The sequence below is a fragment of the Ureibacillus sp. FSL K6-0165 genome (assembly GCF_038004285.1).
Taxonomy (GTDB): Bacteria; Bacillota; Bacilli; order Bacillales_A; family Planococcaceae; genus Ureibacillus; species Ureibacillus thermosphaericus.
The window spans coordinates 1,406,122-1,424,720 of the sequence record NZ_JBBOQS010000001.1; the positions used below are offsets into that span (position 1 = coordinate 1,406,122).

The 18,599-nt window shown below is 36.2% G+C and carries 20 protein-coding genes and 1 tRNA gene; 20 read left to right on the forward strand and 1 reads right to left on the reverse strand.

The window, feature by feature from the left end; genetic code table 11:
* Positions 1 to 16 precede the first annotated feature (16 nt).
* The 18 genes from lgt to NST00_RS07050 all read left to right on the forward strand — a co-directional run bounded on the left by lgt (position 17) and on the right by NST00_RS07050 (position 15,495).
* Complete coding sequence (gene lgt, locus NST00_RS06965; protein WP_096551900.1) at positions 17 to 835, forward strand: prolipoprotein diacylglyceryl transferase; 819 nt, start codon at positions 17 to 19, stop codon at positions 833 to 835.
* An 18-nt stretch (positions 836 to 853) separates the two neighbouring features.
* A complete protein-coding gene (locus NST00_RS06970) occupies positions 854 to 1,792 on the forward strand; it encodes a nucleoside recognition domain-containing protein (protein ID WP_340709793.1) in 939 nt (312 codons plus the stop codon).
* A 2-nt stretch (positions 1,793 to 1,794) separates the two neighbouring features.
* Positions 1,795 to 2,430 (forward strand): pyrophosphatase PpaX, encoded by a 636-nt coding sequence (gene ppaX, locus NST00_RS06975; RefSeq protein ID WP_096551896.1) that lies wholly within the window; start codon positions 1,795 to 1,797, stop codon positions 2,428 to 2,430.
* A gap of 1 nt (position 2,431) precedes the next feature.
* Positions 2,432 to 2,971: an acyltransferase gene (locus NST00_RS06980; RefSeq protein ID WP_340709794.1), complete on the forward strand. Its 540-nt coding sequence runs from the start codon at positions 2,432 to 2,434 to the stop codon at positions 2,969 to 2,971.
* Between the two features lie 220 nt (positions 2,972 to 3,191).
* Positions 3,192 to 4,355 carry an ATP phosphoribosyltransferase regulatory subunit gene (locus NST00_RS06985; RefSeq protein ID WP_340709795.1) on the forward strand — a complete coding sequence of 388 codons (1,164 nt, stop codon included), beginning with the start codon at positions 3,192 to 3,194 and terminating at the stop codon, positions 4,353 to 4,355.
* Positions 4,352 to 4,978, forward strand: a complete 627-nt coding sequence (gene hisG, locus NST00_RS06990) for an ATP phosphoribosyltransferase (protein WP_340705119.1) — start codon at positions 4,352 to 4,354, stop codon at positions 4,976 to 4,978. Before NST00_RS06985 ends, hisG begins: the two co-directional genes overlap by 4 nt.
* A 17-nt stretch (positions 4,979 to 4,995) precedes the next feature.
* A complete protein-coding gene (hisD, locus tag NST00_RS06995; protein WP_340709796.1) occupies positions 4,996 to 6,276 on the forward strand; it encodes a histidinol dehydrogenase in 1,281 nt (426 codons plus the stop codon).
* Positions 6,277 to 6,882: an imidazoleglycerol-phosphate dehydratase HisB gene (gene hisB, locus NST00_RS07000; RefSeq protein ID WP_096551890.1), complete on the forward strand. Its 606-nt coding sequence runs from the start codon at positions 6,277 to 6,279 to the stop codon at positions 6,880 to 6,882.
* Positions 6,879 to 7,511, forward strand: coding sequence for an imidazole glycerol phosphate synthase subunit HisH (gene hisH, locus NST00_RS07005; RefSeq protein ID WP_016838706.1), 633 nt, complete (start codon positions 6,879 to 6,881; stop codon positions 7,509 to 7,511). The genes hisB and hisH overlap by 4 nt, the downstream gene beginning before the upstream one ends.
* A complete protein-coding gene (gene hisF / locus NST00_RS07010; protein ID WP_016838705.1) occupies positions 7,512 to 8,270 on the forward strand; it encodes an imidazole glycerol phosphate synthase subunit HisF in 759 nt (252 codons plus the stop codon).
* Entirely contained in the window at positions 8,270 to 8,914 is a 645-nt protein-coding gene (gene hisIE / locus NST00_RS07015) for a bifunctional phosphoribosyl-AMP cyclohydrolase/phosphoribosyl-ATP diphosphatase HisIE (RefSeq protein WP_184656236.1), read from the forward strand. The genes hisF and hisIE overlap by 1 nt, the downstream gene beginning before the upstream one ends.
* A gap of 117 nt (positions 8,915 to 9,031) precedes the next feature.
* Positions 9,032 to 10,564 (forward strand): tetratricopeptide repeat protein, encoded by a 1,533-nt coding sequence (locus NST00_RS07020; RefSeq protein WP_016838702.1) that lies wholly within the window; start codon positions 9,032 to 9,034, stop codon positions 10,562 to 10,564.
* A gap of 62 nt (positions 10,565 to 10,626) precedes the next feature.
* The gene (gene trxB / locus NST00_RS07025; RefSeq protein WP_016838700.1) at positions 10,627 to 11,577 is read left to right on the forward strand and encodes a thioredoxin-disulfide reductase; all 951 of its coding nucleotides are present in this window, start codon (positions 10,627 to 10,629) and stop codon (positions 11,575 to 11,577) included.
* A 255-nt stretch (positions 11,578 to 11,832) separates the two neighbouring features.
* Positions 11,833 to 12,324 (forward strand): NUDIX hydrolase, encoded by a 492-nt coding sequence (locus NST00_RS07030; RefSeq protein ID WP_016838699.1) that lies wholly within the window; start codon positions 11,833 to 11,835, stop codon positions 12,322 to 12,324.
* Positions 12,317 to 13,189, forward strand: coding sequence for an RNase adapter RapZ (gene rapZ / locus NST00_RS07035; protein ID WP_016838697.1), 873 nt, complete (start codon positions 12,317 to 12,319; stop codon positions 13,187 to 13,189). Before NST00_RS07030 ends, rapZ begins: the two co-directional genes overlap by 8 nt.
* 14 nt (positions 13,190 to 13,203) lie before the next feature.
* Positions 13,204 to 14,163, forward strand: a complete 960-nt coding sequence (locus NST00_RS07040) for a gluconeogenesis factor YvcK family protein (RefSeq protein ID WP_016838696.1) — start codon at positions 13,204 to 13,206, stop codon at positions 14,161 to 14,163.
* Between the two features lie 34 nt (positions 14,164 to 14,197).
* Positions 14,198 to 15,145: a DNA-binding protein WhiA gene (whiA, locus tag NST00_RS07045; protein ID WP_016838695.1), complete on the forward strand. Its 948-nt coding sequence runs from the start codon at positions 14,198 to 14,200 to the stop codon at positions 15,143 to 15,145.
* A gap of 92 nt (positions 15,146 to 15,237) precedes the next feature.
* Positions 15,238 to 15,495 carry an HPr family phosphocarrier protein gene (locus NST00_RS07050; RefSeq protein ID WP_026019099.1) on the forward strand — a complete coding sequence of 86 codons (258 nt, stop codon included), beginning with the start codon at positions 15,238 to 15,240 and terminating at the stop codon, positions 15,493 to 15,495.
* A gap of 353 nt (positions 15,496 to 15,848) precedes the next feature.
* Here NST00_RS07050 and clpP read toward each other — a convergent pair whose 3' ends face one another.
* Positions 15,849 to 16,439, reverse strand: coding sequence for an ATP-dependent Clp endopeptidase proteolytic subunit ClpP (clpP, locus tag NST00_RS07055; protein WP_016838692.1), 591 nt, complete (start codon positions 16,437 to 16,439; stop codon positions 15,849 to 15,851).
* Between the two features lie 342 nt (positions 16,440 to 16,781).
* Between clpP and NST00_RS07060 the strand changes: the two genes are divergently transcribed.
* Positions 16,782 to 16,853, forward strand: a tRNA-Arg gene (locus NST00_RS07060).
* 594 nt (positions 16,854 to 17,447) lie between these two features.
* A complete protein-coding gene (locus NST00_RS07065; protein WP_340709797.1) occupies positions 17,448 to 18,599 on the forward strand; it encodes an ATP-grasp domain-containing protein in 1,152 nt (383 codons plus the stop codon).

An 18,599-nucleotide genomic window follows, 5' to 3' on the forward strand; every position in this document is an offset into this window, starting at 1 on the left:
TTTGAGAGGAGTTCATATGGAGAATATTTTGTTAGCAATCGATCCGGTTGCCTTTAGCATAGGTCCTTTATCTGTGCGATGGTATGGTATTATCATCGTTACTGGTATCATCATTGCTTATTTTGTCGCACAAGCGGAAGGAAAAAAACGTGGATTGCCTGAAGATTTCTTTGGAGATTTGTTGCTTTGGGCAGTGCCGATTTCCATACTTTGTGCCCGCCTATATTATGTCATCATGAAATGGGATTATTATGGTGCTAATCCAGAAAAAATTATTGAGATTTGGAACGGCGGTATTGCTATACACGGAGCGTTGATTGGGGCAATTACAACTGCATATGTTTTCTGTCGTGTGAAAAAAGTAAGCTTTTTAAAAGTTGCGGATATTGCTGCTCCAAGTATATTAATTGGCCAAATCATTGGCCGTTGGGGAAATTTCATGAATCAAGAAGCATATGGCGGCCCCGTTTCCCGTGAATTTTTAGAAAGTTTATTTTTGCCAGATTGGATTATTGAGCAAATGTACATTCATGATTTAGGGACATATGTTCATCCAACTTTTTTATATGAATCATTATGGAATTTAGTTGGCTTAATTATTTTATTGCTATTTAGAAAAGCCAATTTACAACGAGGGGAAATTTTCTTCTCTTATTTAATTTGGTATTCAATAGGACGATTCTTTATTGAATCGATGAGAACAGATAGCTTGTATTTAATTGGAGATTTACGTTCAGCCCAAGTCGTTTCAGTGACGTTAATCATCGTCGGATTTGCCAGCATTTTTTATCGCAGATGGAAAGTTCGTCCTGTTGTTCGATATTTTGATGAATAGATAGAAAGGAAAATGAGAATGTCAACGTTGAAAAAGGGGTTCATTGCAGGCGGTAAAACAGCCTGGTCTTTAAGTAAAGTTATTTTTCCAATTACGTTTATTGTGACAATTTTACAATTTACACCAATATTACCTTGGCTCATTGACTTGATTGAACCATTCATGGGAATTCTAGGATTAAGTGGTGAAGCCGCTATTCCCCTTGTGCTAGGGAACTTTTTAAATTTATATGCAGGGATTGCTGGAATACTTTCAGTTGAGTTGACTGTCAAAGAAGTGTTTATTCTTGCAGTTATGCTATCTTTCTCCCACAACATTTTCATTGAAACTGGTGTTGCATTAAAGGTAGGAGTAAAACTATGGGTAATTCTTACTGTCAGATTTGGTTTAGCGATTTTATCTGCTTTAGTGATTCGATTTCTTTGGAACGGTGGAGGAGAAATTGCAAAGTATGGCTTAGTTGCTGTACAAAATCCTAATCCGGACGGTTGGGGAGAAATATTATTACTTGGACTCCAAAAAGCGGGTTTAGGGATTTTGCAATTATTAATTATTGTCATTCCTTTAATGATTGTCGTGCAATATTTACGTGACTATCATTTCTTAGATAAATTATCAAATTTACTGGCTCCATTGACGAAAGTAATTGGAGTAAAACCAAATGCAGCGATGACATTAGTTGCTGGATTAGTAATTGGTTTAGCCTATGGAGCAGGTGTGATGATTCAATCAGTACAAGAAGATGGTGTGAGTAAAAAAGATGCTACATTATGCTTTATCTTTTTAGTTGCATGTCACGCGGTGATTGAGGATACGCTTATTTTTGCGCCTTTAGGAATTCCGATTTTACCTTTATTAATTATACGAGTAATTACAGCATTTGTACTGACGATTATTATTGCATTTATTTGGAATAGAACAGAACTAAAGGCATTAAATAGGGAAGTGGTCCAGTAAGAATGAAAGCCTTATTATTTGACTTTGATGGAACGTTATTAAATACAAATGAATTAATTATCCAAACATTTATGCATGTATTAAACGACAAATTTCCTGGGCAATATTCGCCACAAGATTGCATCAACTTCATTGGTCCGTCATTAAAAGAGACTTTTGAACAAATTGCGCCAAATGAAGTCGATGAAATGATTGCAAAATATCGCCAATGGAATCATGCTTATCATGATCATTATGTGAAAGAATTCGATGGTGTCAATGAAACTTTAGAAGAATTAAAAAAGCAAGGGCATAAATTAGCGATTGTCTCAACGAAAAAAAGGGATACAATCGAACGAGGACTTCAATTCATGAAAGCAGAACATTACTTTGAATTCTGGATAGGTTTAGAAGATGTTACGAAAGTAAAACCGGATCCGGAACCTGTTTTACTAGCATTAGAGCGTTTGAAAATGCCAAAAGAGAAGGCTTTGATGATTGGGGATAATTATCACGATATTTTAGCAGGAAAAAATGCAGGTATAAAAACAGCTGGAGTTGCTTGGTCAATTAAAGGAGAAGAATATTTACGACAATTCCAACCGGATTATATGCTGCATCATATTTCCGATTTACTAACAATCGTGAAGGGGTTGTAATATGCGGAGAACTGAAACATACAAAGTTCAAGGAGGCGCCAACTCTTTATGGCATGTATATAAAACCGTTTCTTTTTGGAAAATTGTAAAATGTTTTATCTTTATTCAAATTGGTCGAATTACTCCGTTTATGGGATTAAAAAATTGGATTTATCGCACCTTTTTGAAAATGAAAATCGGAAAGAGAACTTCTCTTGCGCTAATGGTAATGCCTGACACGATGTTTCCAGAGCGTATTTCAATTGGTGATAATACGATTATTGGATATAATACAACGATTTTAGCTCATGAATATTTAATTGATGAATATCGATTAGGCGATGTGAAAATAGGAAATGAAGTGATGGTGGGAGCGAATTCCACCATCTTGCCTGGTGTCGAAATTGGCGATAGAGCAATCGTTTCGGCTGCTACATTAGTGAATAAAGATGTTCCAGCTGGGGCGATGGTCGGTGGAAATCCCATGCGCATCATTTTCACAGCTGAAGAAATGGCGGAACGGAGAAGAAAAAAACAGGCGAGTGGGAAAGAGGATGTTTAGAAAGATGAATCTTTCTAGGCATCTTTTTTTATAAAAATAAGAGGCAATGTTGCTTAAATTATCTGAATAGTAGCAACAGTTTAGAAAATATATAATTTCCTATTACCACCAATTTTGAATTGACGAATCTTTGAAAGTTCGATAAAATGCTTTCATATACTAATTCTCTAATTATCTAACACTCTAATACGTTAAAGTATAAATAACAGGATGTGTGAATATGTCATCAATCAAAAAGTTTGAAAAACCTCTAGGAATGAAAGATACATTCCCGCCTATATATGAAAAGATCGAAAGAACAAGGCAAATAGGTCGGCAATTTTTACGTTCACGTGGGTTTGATTTTATTGAGACACCAACTTTAGAATATTACGATACTGTTGGAAAAGCATCAGCTATTTCTGACGCATCCCTATTTAAATTGGTGGATAGCCAAGGAAATACCCTTGTCTTGCGTCCCGATATGACGACCCCCATTACAAGGGTTGCGACATCTAAATTATTAAAAGAAAAAATCCCACTCCGACTAGCTTATTCGGCAAATGTTTTCCGTGCGCAACAAATGGAAGGTGGAAGACCAGCTGAATTTGGTCAGATGGGCATTGAAATTATTGGAGATAAATCGGTTTACGCTGATGCGGAAGTACTGATCATAGTAATCGAATTGATGAAAGAGTTTGGAATTGAATCATTCAAATTAACCATTGGGCATGCAGGTGTACTGCATGATATTTTAAATGATTATACAGACCACGATTATCAACGGGAAACTTTACAAAGATTGCTTGTTGAGCGTAACTATGTGGGATTTGAAGAAGCGGTGCATGAATTTGATTTGCCTGTAACAAAAGCAAATGCATTGCTCGAATTTATTAATGAAGCAACAAACTTAGCTGCCATCGAAGATATGGAAAAATATGTAAGGGGAAACGATGGTGTAGAATATATGAAACAACTTGCTAAATTACTTGAAGCATGCAGTCTTTCGCAATATGTTTCTTTCGATTTTACACTATCTAGCCACATGAATTATTATACTGGCATGTTATTTGAGATTTTCGCATCAGGAAGTGGTTTCCCACTTGGAAATGGTGGACGTTATGATGGTTTATTAAATTTGTTCGGTAGTGATGTAGGAGCAACAGGTTTTGGCATTCGCATCGATCGACTTCTTGAGGTATTGCCTAAAGAAGAAATGGTTGAAGAGACTGTTTGTATCCTATTTGAAGATGAGGAATTTAATAGGGCGTTAGAACTTGCAAATACGTTAAGACAACAAGGTGCTCGTGTAACGGTACAAGCGAAAGAAGGATTGATTAATAAAGATGCATTTACAAAATTGTTTAGTCGGGTCGTTGAATTGAGCCAGGGGGAAGAACAATGAATAGTGAATTAACGATTGCTATGCCGAAAGGACGCATTTTTGAAGAAGCGTTTCAAATGTTAATAGATGCTGGATTTCAATTGCCGGAAGAAGTGGAAATGTCACGGAAGCTGATGATTGAAATTCCAGAAGAGAACATTCGATTTATTTTAGCGAAACCAATGGATGTTCCCGTTTATGTGGAACATGGCGTTGCAGATATTGGAATTGCAGGCAAGGACGTATTATTAGAACAGCAAAGAAATGTGCATGAACTATTGGATTTAAAAATTAGTAAATGTCATATCGCATCAGCAGGCTTGCCAAATACAGAAATGGATGAAATTGCACCTCGCATAGCAACGAAATATCCAAATATCGCAATGAATTATTATAAGGGCATTGGTGAGCAAGTGGAAATCATTGAATTGAACGGGTCTATTGAACTTGCGCCGATGATTGGGCTTGCTGATCGCATTGTGGATATTGTTTCAACGGGAAGAACATTAAAGGAAAATGGTCTAGTGGAATATGAACACATTGCCGATGTGTCTTCTCGTTTAATTGCAAACCCAGTAAGCTACAGAATGAAAAATGCACGAATTCAAGAAATTGTATCCCGATTGAAGAAAATTGTGAAATAGAGGGAAGGTCAAACAACATGAAAATTTCTAAGTTATCTAAAAACATTTCGTTAAAAAGAGAACTTGAGAGCGGAAATGAAGAGCAGCTAAAAACGGTACGTCAAGTGTTGACAGATGTTCGTGAAAACGGCGATCAAGCTGTTCGTAAATATACGGAAATGTGGGATGGAATTGTTCTTTCTGATTTCCGAGTGACAGAAGAAGAAATCAATGAGGCGCTTCGACATTTTGACCCCCTATTAAAGCAGGACTTAGAAGAAGCGGCAAACAATATTCGCAATTATCACGAAGCGCAAAAAAGAAATGGGTATACATTGCCGTTAACTGACGGATCGTACCTTGCTCAACGGATTGTTCCACTAGATTCGGTAGGATTATACGTGCCAGGTGGGTCTGCTGCTTATCCTTCCTCTGTATTGATGAATGTTATTCCTGCTCAAGTTGCAGGGGTAAAACGCATCGTCATTACTTCTCCTTGTGGAAAGGATGGTAAACTTCCCCCTGCAGTTCTTGTTTCAGCTAACATTCTGGGCGTGAATGAAATTTATAAAATTGGCGGTGCCCAAGCGATTGCAGCGTTGGCCTATGGAACGGAATCAATTGCTCCTGTCGATAAAATTACAGGGCCAGGGAACATTTTTGTTGCATTAGCAAAAAGAGAAGTATTTGGTGAAGTAGCGATTGATATGATTGCTGGACCAAGTGAAATTTGTATAATCGCAGATGATTCGGCTTATCCAGATGAAATAGCAGCAGATTTATTAAGCCAAGCGGAACATGACAAACAGGCATGCGCAATTTTAATTACAACGAGCGAAAAGTTGGCACAAGCTGTGAGCGAACAGGTGGAAAATCAATTAAAACAACTTCCGAGAGAAGAAATTGCAAGAGCTTCTATTGAAAACTTTGGACATATTTATATTGCAGAAAATATGGATCAGGCAGTGGAAGCAGTAAATACGCTTGCACCTGAACACTTAGAAATTGTGACTGAAAATGCGGAAAAAGTGAGTGAGGGTATCCGCCACGCGGGTGCAATCTTTATCGGCCGTTACAGCTCTGAGCCGGTCGGGGATTACTTTGCTGGTCCGAACCACGTATTGCCGACAAATAGCACAGCGCGCTTTGCCAGCGGATTAAATGTAGATGATTTTATTAAAAAGACAAACATTGTTTATTATACAGAACAAACATGGAAAGAGAATGTGCAAAAAATTGCAAGACTTGCCCGCATGGAAGGTTTAGAAGCTCACGCAAGAGCTGTAGAATCGAGAGGTTGGAAGAAAGGTGAAAACTAAATGGCACAAACAAAGAAACGATTTGCTCAAATCGAACGAACAACGAAAGAAACGCAAATCAAAATAGAATTTTATTTAGATGGAGAAGGAAAAGCAGAAGTTGATACAGGTGTTCCTTTTATGGATCACATGCTCGATTTGTTTATGAAGCATGGATTGTTTGATGGGAAGATTGTTGCAAACGGTGATACTCATATTGATGATCATCATACAACAGAAGATCTCGGAATCGTTTTAGGACAAGCAGTTCGAGAAGCGTTAGGTGATAAACGAGGCATTCGTCGATACGGAAATGCTTTTGTACCAATGGATGATGCATTGGCACAAGTGGTTGTAGACTGCTCTAATCGTCCTCACTTAGAATATCGTGTTGCGCCTGAATTGAAGGAAAAAGTAGGAACATTCGATACGGAATTAGTACATGAATTTTTATGGAAGTTTGCTTTAGAAGCAAGAATGAATGTCCATGTAATCGTTCCTTATGGACATAACACACATCATATTATAGAAGCGATTTTTAAAGCCCTTGCTCGCGCGATTGATGACGCTGTTCAAATCGATCCACGAGTTAAAGGAGTACCTTCAACGAAAGGACTACTTACATGAAAATTGGTGTAATCGATTATGGCATGGGAAATTTATTTAGCGTTGTACAAGCGTTAAAAAAATTAGATGCAGAAGTAATTCTTTCATCCAAAACAGAGGTGTTAAGTGAAGCTGATGCTCTCATATTGCCCGGAGTCGGCGCTTTTCCTGATGCAATGAAGAAGCTAAAAGAAACTGGGCTTGATCAGTTTATTCGAAATGAAGTAAAGAACAGTAAACCACTTCTTGGCATTTGTTTAGGAATGCAGCTGTTATTTGAAGAAAGTGAAGAAGTTGCTCCGACAAAAGGTTTCGGATTTTTTGAAGGAAAAATCGTTCGTTTTTCTGGAATTTCTGAGCAGGGAGAAAAATACCGAGTTCCTCATATGGGCTGGAACTCATTGATATTTCACTCAATTCCAAAATGGTTAGAGGGGGAAGGAATGCCAGAGGACAAACATGTCTATTTTGTTCACTCTTATTATGCAAATACTACCTCCTCTCAAGTGGTGGCATCTGCCGACTATTTTGGTGTGAATGTTCCCGGCATTGTTCAAAGCGGCAATGTTTGCGGTATGCAGTTCCATCCTGAAAAATCAGGAGAATTCGGCGTTTATTTACTGAAAAAGTGGCTGCAAGGGGTGAATTAGATGTTAACAAAACGGATCATACCTTGTTTAGATGTAAAAGATGGAAGAGTCGTAAAGGGTATACAATTTGTAGGTCTGCGGGATGCAGGAGATCCGGTAGAATTGGCAAAGTATTATGATGAACAAGGTGCAGATGAACTTGTGTTTTTAGATATATCAGCCTCTTTCGAAGGCAGACAAACGATGGTTGAAGTTGTGAAAAAAACGGCTACAGAACTTGCGATTCCATTTACGGTGGGAGGCGGAATTCGCACGTTAGAGGATATGAAACGAATTTTACGAGCTGGAGCGGATAAGGTATCAGTCAACACATCAGCAATCGAAAGACCAGAATTAATTAGAGAAGGTGCAGATTATTTTGGCTCGCAATGCATTGTTGTCGCTATTGATGCACGTTATTCTGAAGAAGACGGTACTTGGATGGTTTATACCCATGGTGGGCGAAATAAAACGAATTGGACTGCTGTTGAATGGGCAAAAAAAGCGGTGGAACTTGGAGCAGGAGAAATTTTATTAACAAGTATGAATAGAGATGGCGAAAAAACAGGATTTGATTTAGCGTTAACGAAAGCAATTCGTGATGCGGTGACTGTGCCGGTTATCGCAAGCGGTGGTGCAGGCAATAAGGAGCATTTCCGAGAAGTATTACAAGATGTTGATGCTGACGCAGCCCTTGCAGCATCGATTTTCCACTATAAAGAAACAAGCGTGGCAGAAGTAAAAGCCTATTTGCGCGAAAAAGGAGTTTGTGTCAGATGATGAAAATTGAAAATTTAAAATTTGATGAAAAGGGTTTAATCCCTGCTGTTGTACAAGATGCACGTACGAAAGAAATATTAACAGTCGCTTATATGAATTTAGAATCGCTACATAAAACGGTGGAAACTGGAGAAACGTGGTTTTTTTCACGTTCTCGTAATGAACTTTGGCATAAAGGAGAAACGAGCGGAAATACGCAAAAGGTTGTTTCAATAACAACTGATTGCGACCAAGATGCGCTAGTTGTTGAAGTCATCCCTGCTGGCCCTGCTTGTCATAATGGAACAACTTCCTGCTTCACAGAAACAGTTGTGGAGAAAGGGAAAGTTGGAAGCGTTGGTATTATCCCAGAATTAGTAGAAATCATTGAGAAACGCGAAAAAGAGATGCCAGAAGGAGCTTATACTACTTATTTATTCAATGAAGGCATTGATAAAATCTGTAAAAAAGTTGGCGAAGAAGCAACAGAAGTAGTGATTGGTGCGAAAAATAGAAATCCGGAAGAAGTAAAATGGGAAGCAGCTGATTTGATTTATCATCTACTTGTATTATTACAGGAACAAAAAATTAGCGTGTACGATGTGCTAGAAGTGTTGGTAGAACGCCATCAACAAAAGAGAGCGAGCACAAAAAATACAAAATAATTTCATCATTCTTTTAAAGCATTTGCCATGACGTAGGTTGGAAATGTGATATAATAAAATGGATTAGAAAAGGAACGTTTTTAAAACGTTCCTTATTTATTGTCTCGGAGGTTCATTTTGGAAAAGAAGCAACAGAAAGGTAAAAACAACATTGTCTCGTTTATTCCAGATGGTGAATATTATTTCAATAAAGCAATAAAAGCGTTGGAAAAGGACCAAATGGATCGAGCGTATAAATATATGAAAAGAGCTGCAGAATTGAGTCCGGATGATGCTCATGTATTAATGCATTATGGCCTATTAGAATTAAGCGCCCAAAATTTTGAAAAGGCTTATGAATTGATTCATACTGCATATTGCATTGAACCAGATGAACCGGAACATATTTATTATTTAGCGGAAGTGTCCGGTTATTTAGGTTTAATGAATGATGCAAAAAAATATGCAGAAAAATATTTAGAACTTGATCCTGATGGTTATTATGCATTGGAAGCTAAGGAAATAATCGATTTCGCTTATTTTGAACAAAATGAATTGGAAGATTTGGAAGAGGATTCATACGATCAATTCATTCAGCAAGAAAAAGCTCGTCGATTAATGGAAAATAGCCAATTTAATGAAGCGATTGAAGTGTTAGAAGAGCTTGTTGATCAATATCCTGAGCTTTGGGCTGCTTATAACAATTTATCTCTTGCATACTTTTATGTAGGAGATTTGGAACAATCAAAAGCAGTTTTACATCATGTTCTTCGAGAAAATGTTGGAAATTTGCATGCATTATGTAATTTAACCATCATTGCATATTATGAAAAAGACGAGTCAAATCTGAAACAATTAGTGGACATATTAAAAAAAGTACATCCATTTGATTTTGATAATCGATATAAACTTGGTGCAACATTAGCATTGATTGGAGAATATGATTTAGCCTACAAATGGCTTCACAGCATGTCGAAACGAATGGCACCAAGTGATTCAGGTTTTTATTTTTGGTTAAGTCAAGCGGCTTACTTTTCCAATCATGTGAAGGAAGCTGAAAAAGCTTGGGAAATGTTAATTCGTATTGATCCTTCGAAAAAGGGAATGGAGCCATGGAAACACATTAAAAATAAAGAAATCACAGAAATTCCAACGCTTGATCAAAATCGAGAATACATTATTAAGAAAATTAATAGCGATTATCCGGCACATCGAATGTTTGGCTTTTTCCTGCTCAGTAAATCGGCATTTAAACAGGAAATTATTTCTCATCCAAAATTAATAGATCTTTCAAAATACAACGGCTTAGAAAAACTTTGTTTAGCTTATGCACTTAATCATCAATTTAATCTTAAAAACAAAATGGAAAGAAATTTCACTCGTTTAATTGGAGTGGCGGAAGAACTTTATAATAAAACGGAAGCATTAACACTTGAATTACAATACTTATATCAAATGTGGTTTGTCCTATCTGAAAAAGCCTTTTTGAATGGCTATGAATTTAAAAATGTAAAAGCTCTTGCCGCTGCAGTGGAATATATGTATTTTTCAACGGTTAAGTCAAATAGAGTGACGAAAAAACAATTTGCGGAAAAACACGAAATTACTGTTTCTACATTAACGAAGTATGTTGACCAATTACTAAAATTTCTACCTTTTGACGAGGAATAAGCAAACTATTTGAAGTTCCTAATTCGTTAGACTACATTAGAAGTAATTAGGAGGAATTAAAAATGGCTGAAGAAAAAATTTATGATTGCATTATTATCGGGGCAGGTCCAGCAGGGATGACTGCAGCGGTATATACTTCACGTGCAAACCTTTCAACTTTAATGTTAGAACGTGGAATTCCTGGCGGGCAAATGGCAAATACGGAAGAAGTGGAAAACTATCCAGGATTTGAATCCATTTTAGGACCAGAATTATCAACAAAAATGTTTGAACATGCGAAAAAATTCGGTGCGGAGTATGCTTATGGCGATGTAACAGAAATCATTGATGGAGAGGAATATAAAATCATCAAAGCAGGTTCAAAAGAGTATAAAGCTCGTTCCATCATCATCGCAACTGGTGCTGAATATAAAAAATTAGGAGTTCCTGGTGAAAGCGAACTAGGAGGCCGTGGTGTTAGTTATTGTGCAGTATGTGACGGAGCTTTCTTTAAAGGAAAGAATTTAATTGTTGTCGGTGGTGGAGACTCAGCAGTTGAAGAAGGAGTATATTTAACTCGATTTGCTGAAAAAGTTACAATCGTGCACCGCCGCGATAAATTACGTGCACAGAAAATTTTACAAGACCGCGCTTTCGCTAATGAAAAAGTTGACTTCATTTGGAACCACACAGTGAAAGAAATTAACGAGAAAGACGGAAAAGTCGGCAGTGTAACGCTTGTTTCAACAGTAGATGGTTCTGAAAAGGAAGTTCCATGTGATGGTGTCTTTGTTTATATCGGTATGGTACCATTAACTGCTCCGTTTAAAAATTTAGGTATTTTAAACGATGATGGTTATATTATGACAAATGAAAAAATGGAAACATCTGTAAAAGGTATTTTTGCAGCAGGAGACGTACGTGATAAAATGTTGCGACAAATTGTTACAGCAACGGGAGACGGAAGTATTGCAGCCCAGTCTGCGCAACATTATGTTGAAGAACTAAAAGAAAAATTAGTGAACAAAAGGTAATGAGAAATTAACTATATTGTAACTTTTATTACCATTGATAAGGGGTATAATAAAATTAGAATTTAACCCCCCTTTTAGATTTATATATTTTGTTGTTTCCATTTTGGGAACAACTTTTTTTTTGAATATTCTACGGAACGCCTTCCAATCATAAATTAAAATAATAGATTGTTTCCATAGCATTTTTTGTACCGAACGAAAAGAGTCGCGGTATAATAACAGTAGTAGGAGTAACAAAGATTCGAGGTGTCGTTTATGCAAAGAATTGCAAATTTATTAGCAATACAAGATGGACAAGTTCTGCTTCTTAAAAAACCGAGAAGAGGTTGGTATGTCGCACCAGGCGGGAAAATGGAAAGCGGTGAATCCATTGTTGAAGCAGCAGTAAGGGAATTTCGAGAGGAGACGAATGTTACTCCTAAAAATGCCCATTTAAAAGGTGTCAATACAATTGTTATTAAAGAAAATGATGAAGTAATTGATGAATGGATGCTATTTACATTTGTAGCGACTGGTGTTGAAGGAATTCCAGATAAAGAAAATCGAGAGGGAATTTTAGAGTGGCGTCCAATTGAAGATCTTTACCACCTTCCAATGGCGGAAGGAGATCGAAAAAATTTATTATTTGCAGCGCTAAAACAAGGGATTCAATACGGTACGTGTGTTTATACAAAAGATTATGAATTAATCGAGGCGAAATATCAAACTTCGATGGAGCTAATCGAAGGGGATGAAAAAAATGGGTGAAATCGATCACGAACATGAATTAGTCATCATTACTGGCATGTCCGGTGCAGGCAAAACAGTAGCTGTTCAAAGTTTTGAAGATCTAGGGTATTATTGTATAGATAATTTACCTCCAGAATTGTTAACAACTTTTTTAAGATTGATGAAACAGTCGAAAAAAAGAATTTCAAAAGTTGCAGCAGTAATGGATATGCGAGGGGGAGAATTTTTCAACTCTCTCATTGATGCACTTGATATTTTAGAAAAAGAGAAAAATGTAAAGATGCGAGTTTTATTTTTAGACGCAGATGATGAAACGCTCGTTCGTCGATATAAAGAAACGAGACGCCAACATCCGTTAGCACAGGGTGGATTACCATTAGATGGAATAAAAAAAGAAAGAGAAATGCTATCAGAGCTAAAAGGCAGGGCTCATTATATTTACAATACCTCCAATATGAAACCACGAGAGCTTCGTGAGCGAATTGGAGAGGAATTCGCCGTATCAACGAGTCCAAAGTTTTCAATCAATGTGATGTCTTTTGGCTATAAAAATGGAATTCCTATTGATGCGGACTTAGTATTCGATGTAAGATTCTTAAAAAACCCTTATTATGTTGAGGAATTGCGCAATAAAACAGGGTTGGATAAAGAAGTCTATGATTACGTTTATAGCACAAATGAAACACAATTATTAATTCAAAAATTAGAAAACTTATTTGATTTTATTATTCCTCAATATGTTAAAGAAGGAAAATCGCAATTGGTGATTGCCTTTGGATGTACAGGCGGTCAACATCGCTCTGTAACATTAACTGAATATTTTGGAAAATATTTAAGTGAAAAATATCAAACGGAAATAACACACCGTGATATTCGATCTTAGAGAGGATTGTTTTAATGGAAAAAATCAATATCGTTGTCATTGGAGGAGGGACCGGTTTATCAACAGTATTACGCGGGTTAAAACTCTATCCATTTCATATTACTGCCATTGTCACGGTAACGGATGATGGCGGTTCTTCCGGAAGACTTCGGGATGATTATGATATTCCGCCTCCTGGAGACATTCGGAATGTCATTGCCGCTTTATCTGATACGGAGCCTTTAGTGGAACAGATGTTTCAATATCGCTTTTCCAATTCAAAAGATCTTGGGGGTCATTCATTAGGGAATTTAATGATTACTGCATTGACTGACATCATTGGCGATTTTTCCAGTGCCATTGCCGAGATGAGTAAAGTGTTGAAAGTTCACGGAAAAGTTATTCCATCAGCAAATAGACAAGTGAATTTACATGCAGAATTGTGGGACGGAGAAATCATAAAGGGTGAATCGAAAATTCCTTTATCCAACAAACGCATAAAGCGCGTTTTTTTAGTGCCAGAAGATGTAAAGCCCCTTCCAGAAGCAATAAGTGCAATCAAAAATGCAGATTTGATACTAATCGGTCCTGGTAGTCTTTATACAAGCATCATACCGAATTTGATAGTGAAAGAAATCGGTGAAACTGTTGTACAATCGAAGGCTAGAAAAATTTACATTTGCAATTTAATGACGCAACAAGGGGAAACGAATCAATATAAAGCGGCTGATCATGTCAAAGCAATATATGAGCATGTCGGGAAACCGTTCTTAGATGCCATTTTAGTGAACAGCAATGATTTGCCATCCCCCATAAAAGCAAATTATAAAGAACAAAACGCTGAACCCGTTAAAGTTGATGTGGAAGAATTAGAAAAGCTCGGATTAGAAATAATTAAAAAAGATATCGCTACAATTAAAAACGGCGTTGTGCGACATGAAGGTGAAGCGATTGCAGAATGGTTACTCGATTACTCATTAAAAATAAAAAATTAGTATGAACGATTTACATAAGAGAGGGGGGGCTTCGATGTCATTTGCTTCAGAAACGAAAAAAGAATTGACTCAAATTGAAGAGAGCGATCAATGTTTAAAAGCAGAAGTCTCTGCAATTATCCGCATGAATGGGACGCTCTCTTTTTCAAATAAACAACTTAGTTTAGATGTGCAAACAGAAAACGCTGCAATAGCTAGAAGAATTTATACGATTATTAAAAAGCTTTATCCATATAATGTAGAATTGCTGGTTCGCAAAAAAATGAGATTAAAGAAAAATAACGTTTACATTTGTCGCATTCGTGAAGGTGCGCAAGAAATATTAAAAGATCTTGATATTTTACAAGGAGAGTTTCAATTAAATCATTCTATTTCCCAATCGTTATTGAAAACAGATGAGCAAAAAAGAGCCTACTTAAGAGGAGCTTTTTTAGCTGGTGGATCTGTTAATAATCCAGAGACGTCATCGTATCATTTAGAAATTTATTCAATGTATAAAGAGCATAGTGAAGCTTTAGCCAATTTGATGAATGAATTTCAATTAAATGCGAAAACCATTGATCGTAAAAAAGGGCACATTACTTATTTAAAAGAAGCGGAAAAAATTTCAGATTTTCTTGGCTTAACTGGTGCATTTCAAGCGATGTTAAAGTTTGAAGATGTTCGTATTTTACGAGATATGCGTAATAGCGTGAATCGAATCGTGAATTGCGAAACAGCAAACTTAAATAAAACCATTGGTGCAGCATTAAGGCAAGTAGAAAACATAAAATTTATTGATCAAACAATTGGTATCGATAATTTGCCAGAAAAATTGCGAGAAGTTGCTAGGCTGCGCATCGAACATCAAGATGTCACGTTAAAAGAATTAGGAGAAATGGTGTCGACGGGAACAGTCAGCAAGTCAGGAATCAATCATCGTTTAAGAAAGATTGATGAAATTGCCGAAAAGCTGCGCCGTGGCGAAAAAGTAATAAAATAATAAAATTGAATTCACATTGTTCTTTTTAAATAATTTCGTTAAGATAGATATAAAATGAGATGAACGGTTTTAGAAAGGGTGTGAAAATGAAAATGGTTGAAACCACAGTGGAGGTTAAACTGAAGACCGGCTTGCAAGCTCGACAAGCGGCGTTGTTTGTTCAAGAGGCGAATCGTTATAAGGCAGATATTTTTCTGCAAAAAGATGATAAAAAAGTAAATGCAAAATCTATAATGGGAATCATGAGCTTAGCCATTGCAAGAGGTACAACAGTAAAATTAATCGCTGAGGGTAATGATGAAAATGAGGCAATTGAAGGATTATCTTCCTTCATCCAAAAAGAAGTTTGATTTATGAAAAAATTGAAAACGCTCGCAATTTTTCGAATCATTTCGAGAATTGTGAGTTTTTTTATTTTTAATTATTCAAACAAATTTTCAAGTGGGGAATATAAAAAAGAATAGGGTTTTTTGAACGAAACGATATATTAGTATAAATTATGATGAATATTTGATATGTCGATTTGAGTAAAGACGGCAAGTAAACTTGTCGCATATGTTTTGTCGCAATTTATTAGTGACAAAACCTAGGGTTGAAAAAGGGCGAGGGCCTCGAGTTTGGCCTTGGAATCCAGCGAAAGAAAATCGACAAAATAAAAAATTATCACCCAATAATTATTGGGTGACAATTTTTATTTTCGTGATTATTTTTCCTCACTTGAAGAAATAATGTGGTCAATTAAACCGTATTCTTTAGCTTGTTCAGCTGTCATGAAGTTATCACGGTCTGTATCTTGCGCAATTTTTTCAATTGGTTGACCAGTATGATCAGCCAATAGTCTATTTAATTTATCACGTAAGAATAGAATGCGCTTAGCTGCAATTTCAATTTCAGTAGCTTGCCCTTGAGCACCGCCAAGTGGTTGGTGAATCATCACTTCTGCGTTAGGCAATGCATAACGTTTTCCTTTTGCACCTGCAGATAGGAGGAAAGCACCCATGGAAGCTGCCATACCGATACAAATTGTTTGTACATCTGGTTTAATATATTGCATTGTATCGTAGATTGCCATACCTGCAGTAATTGAACCACCTGGTGAGTTAATGTATAACGAAATATCTTTTTCTGGATCTTCTGCAGCTAAGAATAACAATTGTGCTACAATAGAGTTTGCTACATTATCATCAATTGGGCTTCCAAGTAATATAATTCGGTCTTTTAATAGGCGAGAATAAATATCGTAAGCACGCTCACCACGACTTGTTTGCTCAATAACTGTAGGAACTAAATTCATTATTACGTCCTCCTTAAACCAATAATTGATTTTCTTTATATTTCTACGTACCGAAACGGAAATTGTTTCAGCTTGTATGTTTATCATACACATATTAGTCAAGAATGGTCAAATATAAAGTAAGGGCAATTTATTGAATATACACAAATCCCAAATCATCTATAATAGAATAACTTTCTTCTTGCTAAATGGTTGAATTGTTATGAAGACCTGTGTATAATGATAAAGTCGTTAATATTCATAGACGAAACAGATTATTTACAACACAATGCATATTTATTATTATATGAAAAATAGTAATAAAATATGCAAATTTTGGGAAGAACCTTTTATTTGATATGTGCCCTCGTGGTGTAATGGATAACACTCAAGATTCCGGTTCTTGCACTGGGGGTTCGATTCCCTCCGAGGGCGCTACAAACATCCGATGATACGACTGCGTTTGCAGTCTTTTTTATTTTTTGGATATCTGAAAATATCCGATAGAATTACCAATTTCTTAACCCCATCAACGTTTAGGTGCTTTAATTCCTTCTATTTTGTATCCACCTCCCCCCTTGATTATCACTTTATATAATCACAAGTAATGATTCCGTCCTCAATGCGTTCCAGTTGAGTATTTTTACTGATTTCATTGATGAATTTTGGTACATAATTTGCTACTTACTTAGCAATAAGAGTCGGAGTATTTTATAGTAAAAAATTATGCTGGGAAACTTAATAAGCTCATTTATTTAACAATGAATAATAAATTTACCTAAAAAGTTAAAACTTCTCATTATTTTGACGATAAGAAAAATGGCCCATTCATCGCAACTTTTCCGTCATAGGAAGTAAGTCTCAATTCGTTTTATTTTGTTCAGCAATTGGATTGATTAGATGCCATATAAATGTATGCAGAACGAGAGGTAAAAGAGCCATCTGTCTAGTTTATCTTATTTTTGCGTTTGAAACATTTTAACTTTATGGAAAGAAACAGAAACTCTGCTTTAAGAAAGGGGATTCAAAATGATTCTCATAAATGATCAAATTATTTCTCCAATTCTGGTCAAATCGTTGCAAGAACTTAATGTACCTGTTATTAAACAAGGTAACAGTTCGGAAATGCCAGATGGAGATTTTTTTTCTATCATTAACGAACACCAAAAGATATTGACAAACTCTGAAAGCTGCTTAGCATTGCTTGAATCTTATGCTCCTAATAGTGTTCAAAATCGTTGGTCAAAACAATTAAAAGATAAAGGGATGTTCCGTCAAATCCTTTCTAAAATGTACCCTGATTATTTTTATAAGGTAGTAAACCTGGATGAGCTTTTTAACATTCCGGTGGAGGATATTCCTTTTCCCGTTGTAATTAAGCCAAGCAAAGGATATTCAAGCGTTGGAGTGTATAAAGTAAAAAGTGCAGATGAATGGCAGGATGCAATACATAAGTTAAGTGTAGATTTACTTGTTATAAAAAACATGTACGACAATGAAGTGATTAACGGAGAGAGCATTTTAATCGAGCAATGGGTATTTGGAGAAGAATATGCTGTTGACTGTTATTACGATCATAATGGTAATCCTGTGATTTTAAATATTTTTAAACATTTGTTTAAAGACGAATATGATACGTCAGATCGAATCTACTATACATCAAAACAAGTAATTCATGAAATCTACGATGACATATTGGCTTTTATGCATAAGTTTAGAGAAGTTGTTCCGTTGAAAAATTTTCCAATTCACTTTGAAGTGAGAAAAAATAATCATGGCATTATTCCAATTGAAATGAATCCGCTCAGATTTGCTGGGGCGGGAACGACAGATCTCGGATTTTATGCTTATGGCTGTAATGTGTATAAGCATTATTTTGAAGGAACTAGCCCTAACTGGGAAGAAGTGCTTCGCCAGATGGACCAAGGTATTTACGGTTTCTTCTGCGCGGAAATCCCTATGGACATTTCACAAAATCTTATAAAGCACATTGATCATCAATCATTCAAAGAACAGTTTAACCAAATTTTGGAATATCGAGAAATACAAGCAACAAATGATAGAACGTTTGCTGTTGTGTTCTTCAAAAACGAAACAATGGAAGAACTTTATCAATTACTGCAAATGGATATACGGCCATTTATTGCATTAAAGGAAATGGAACATTCGAGGGAGAGATAA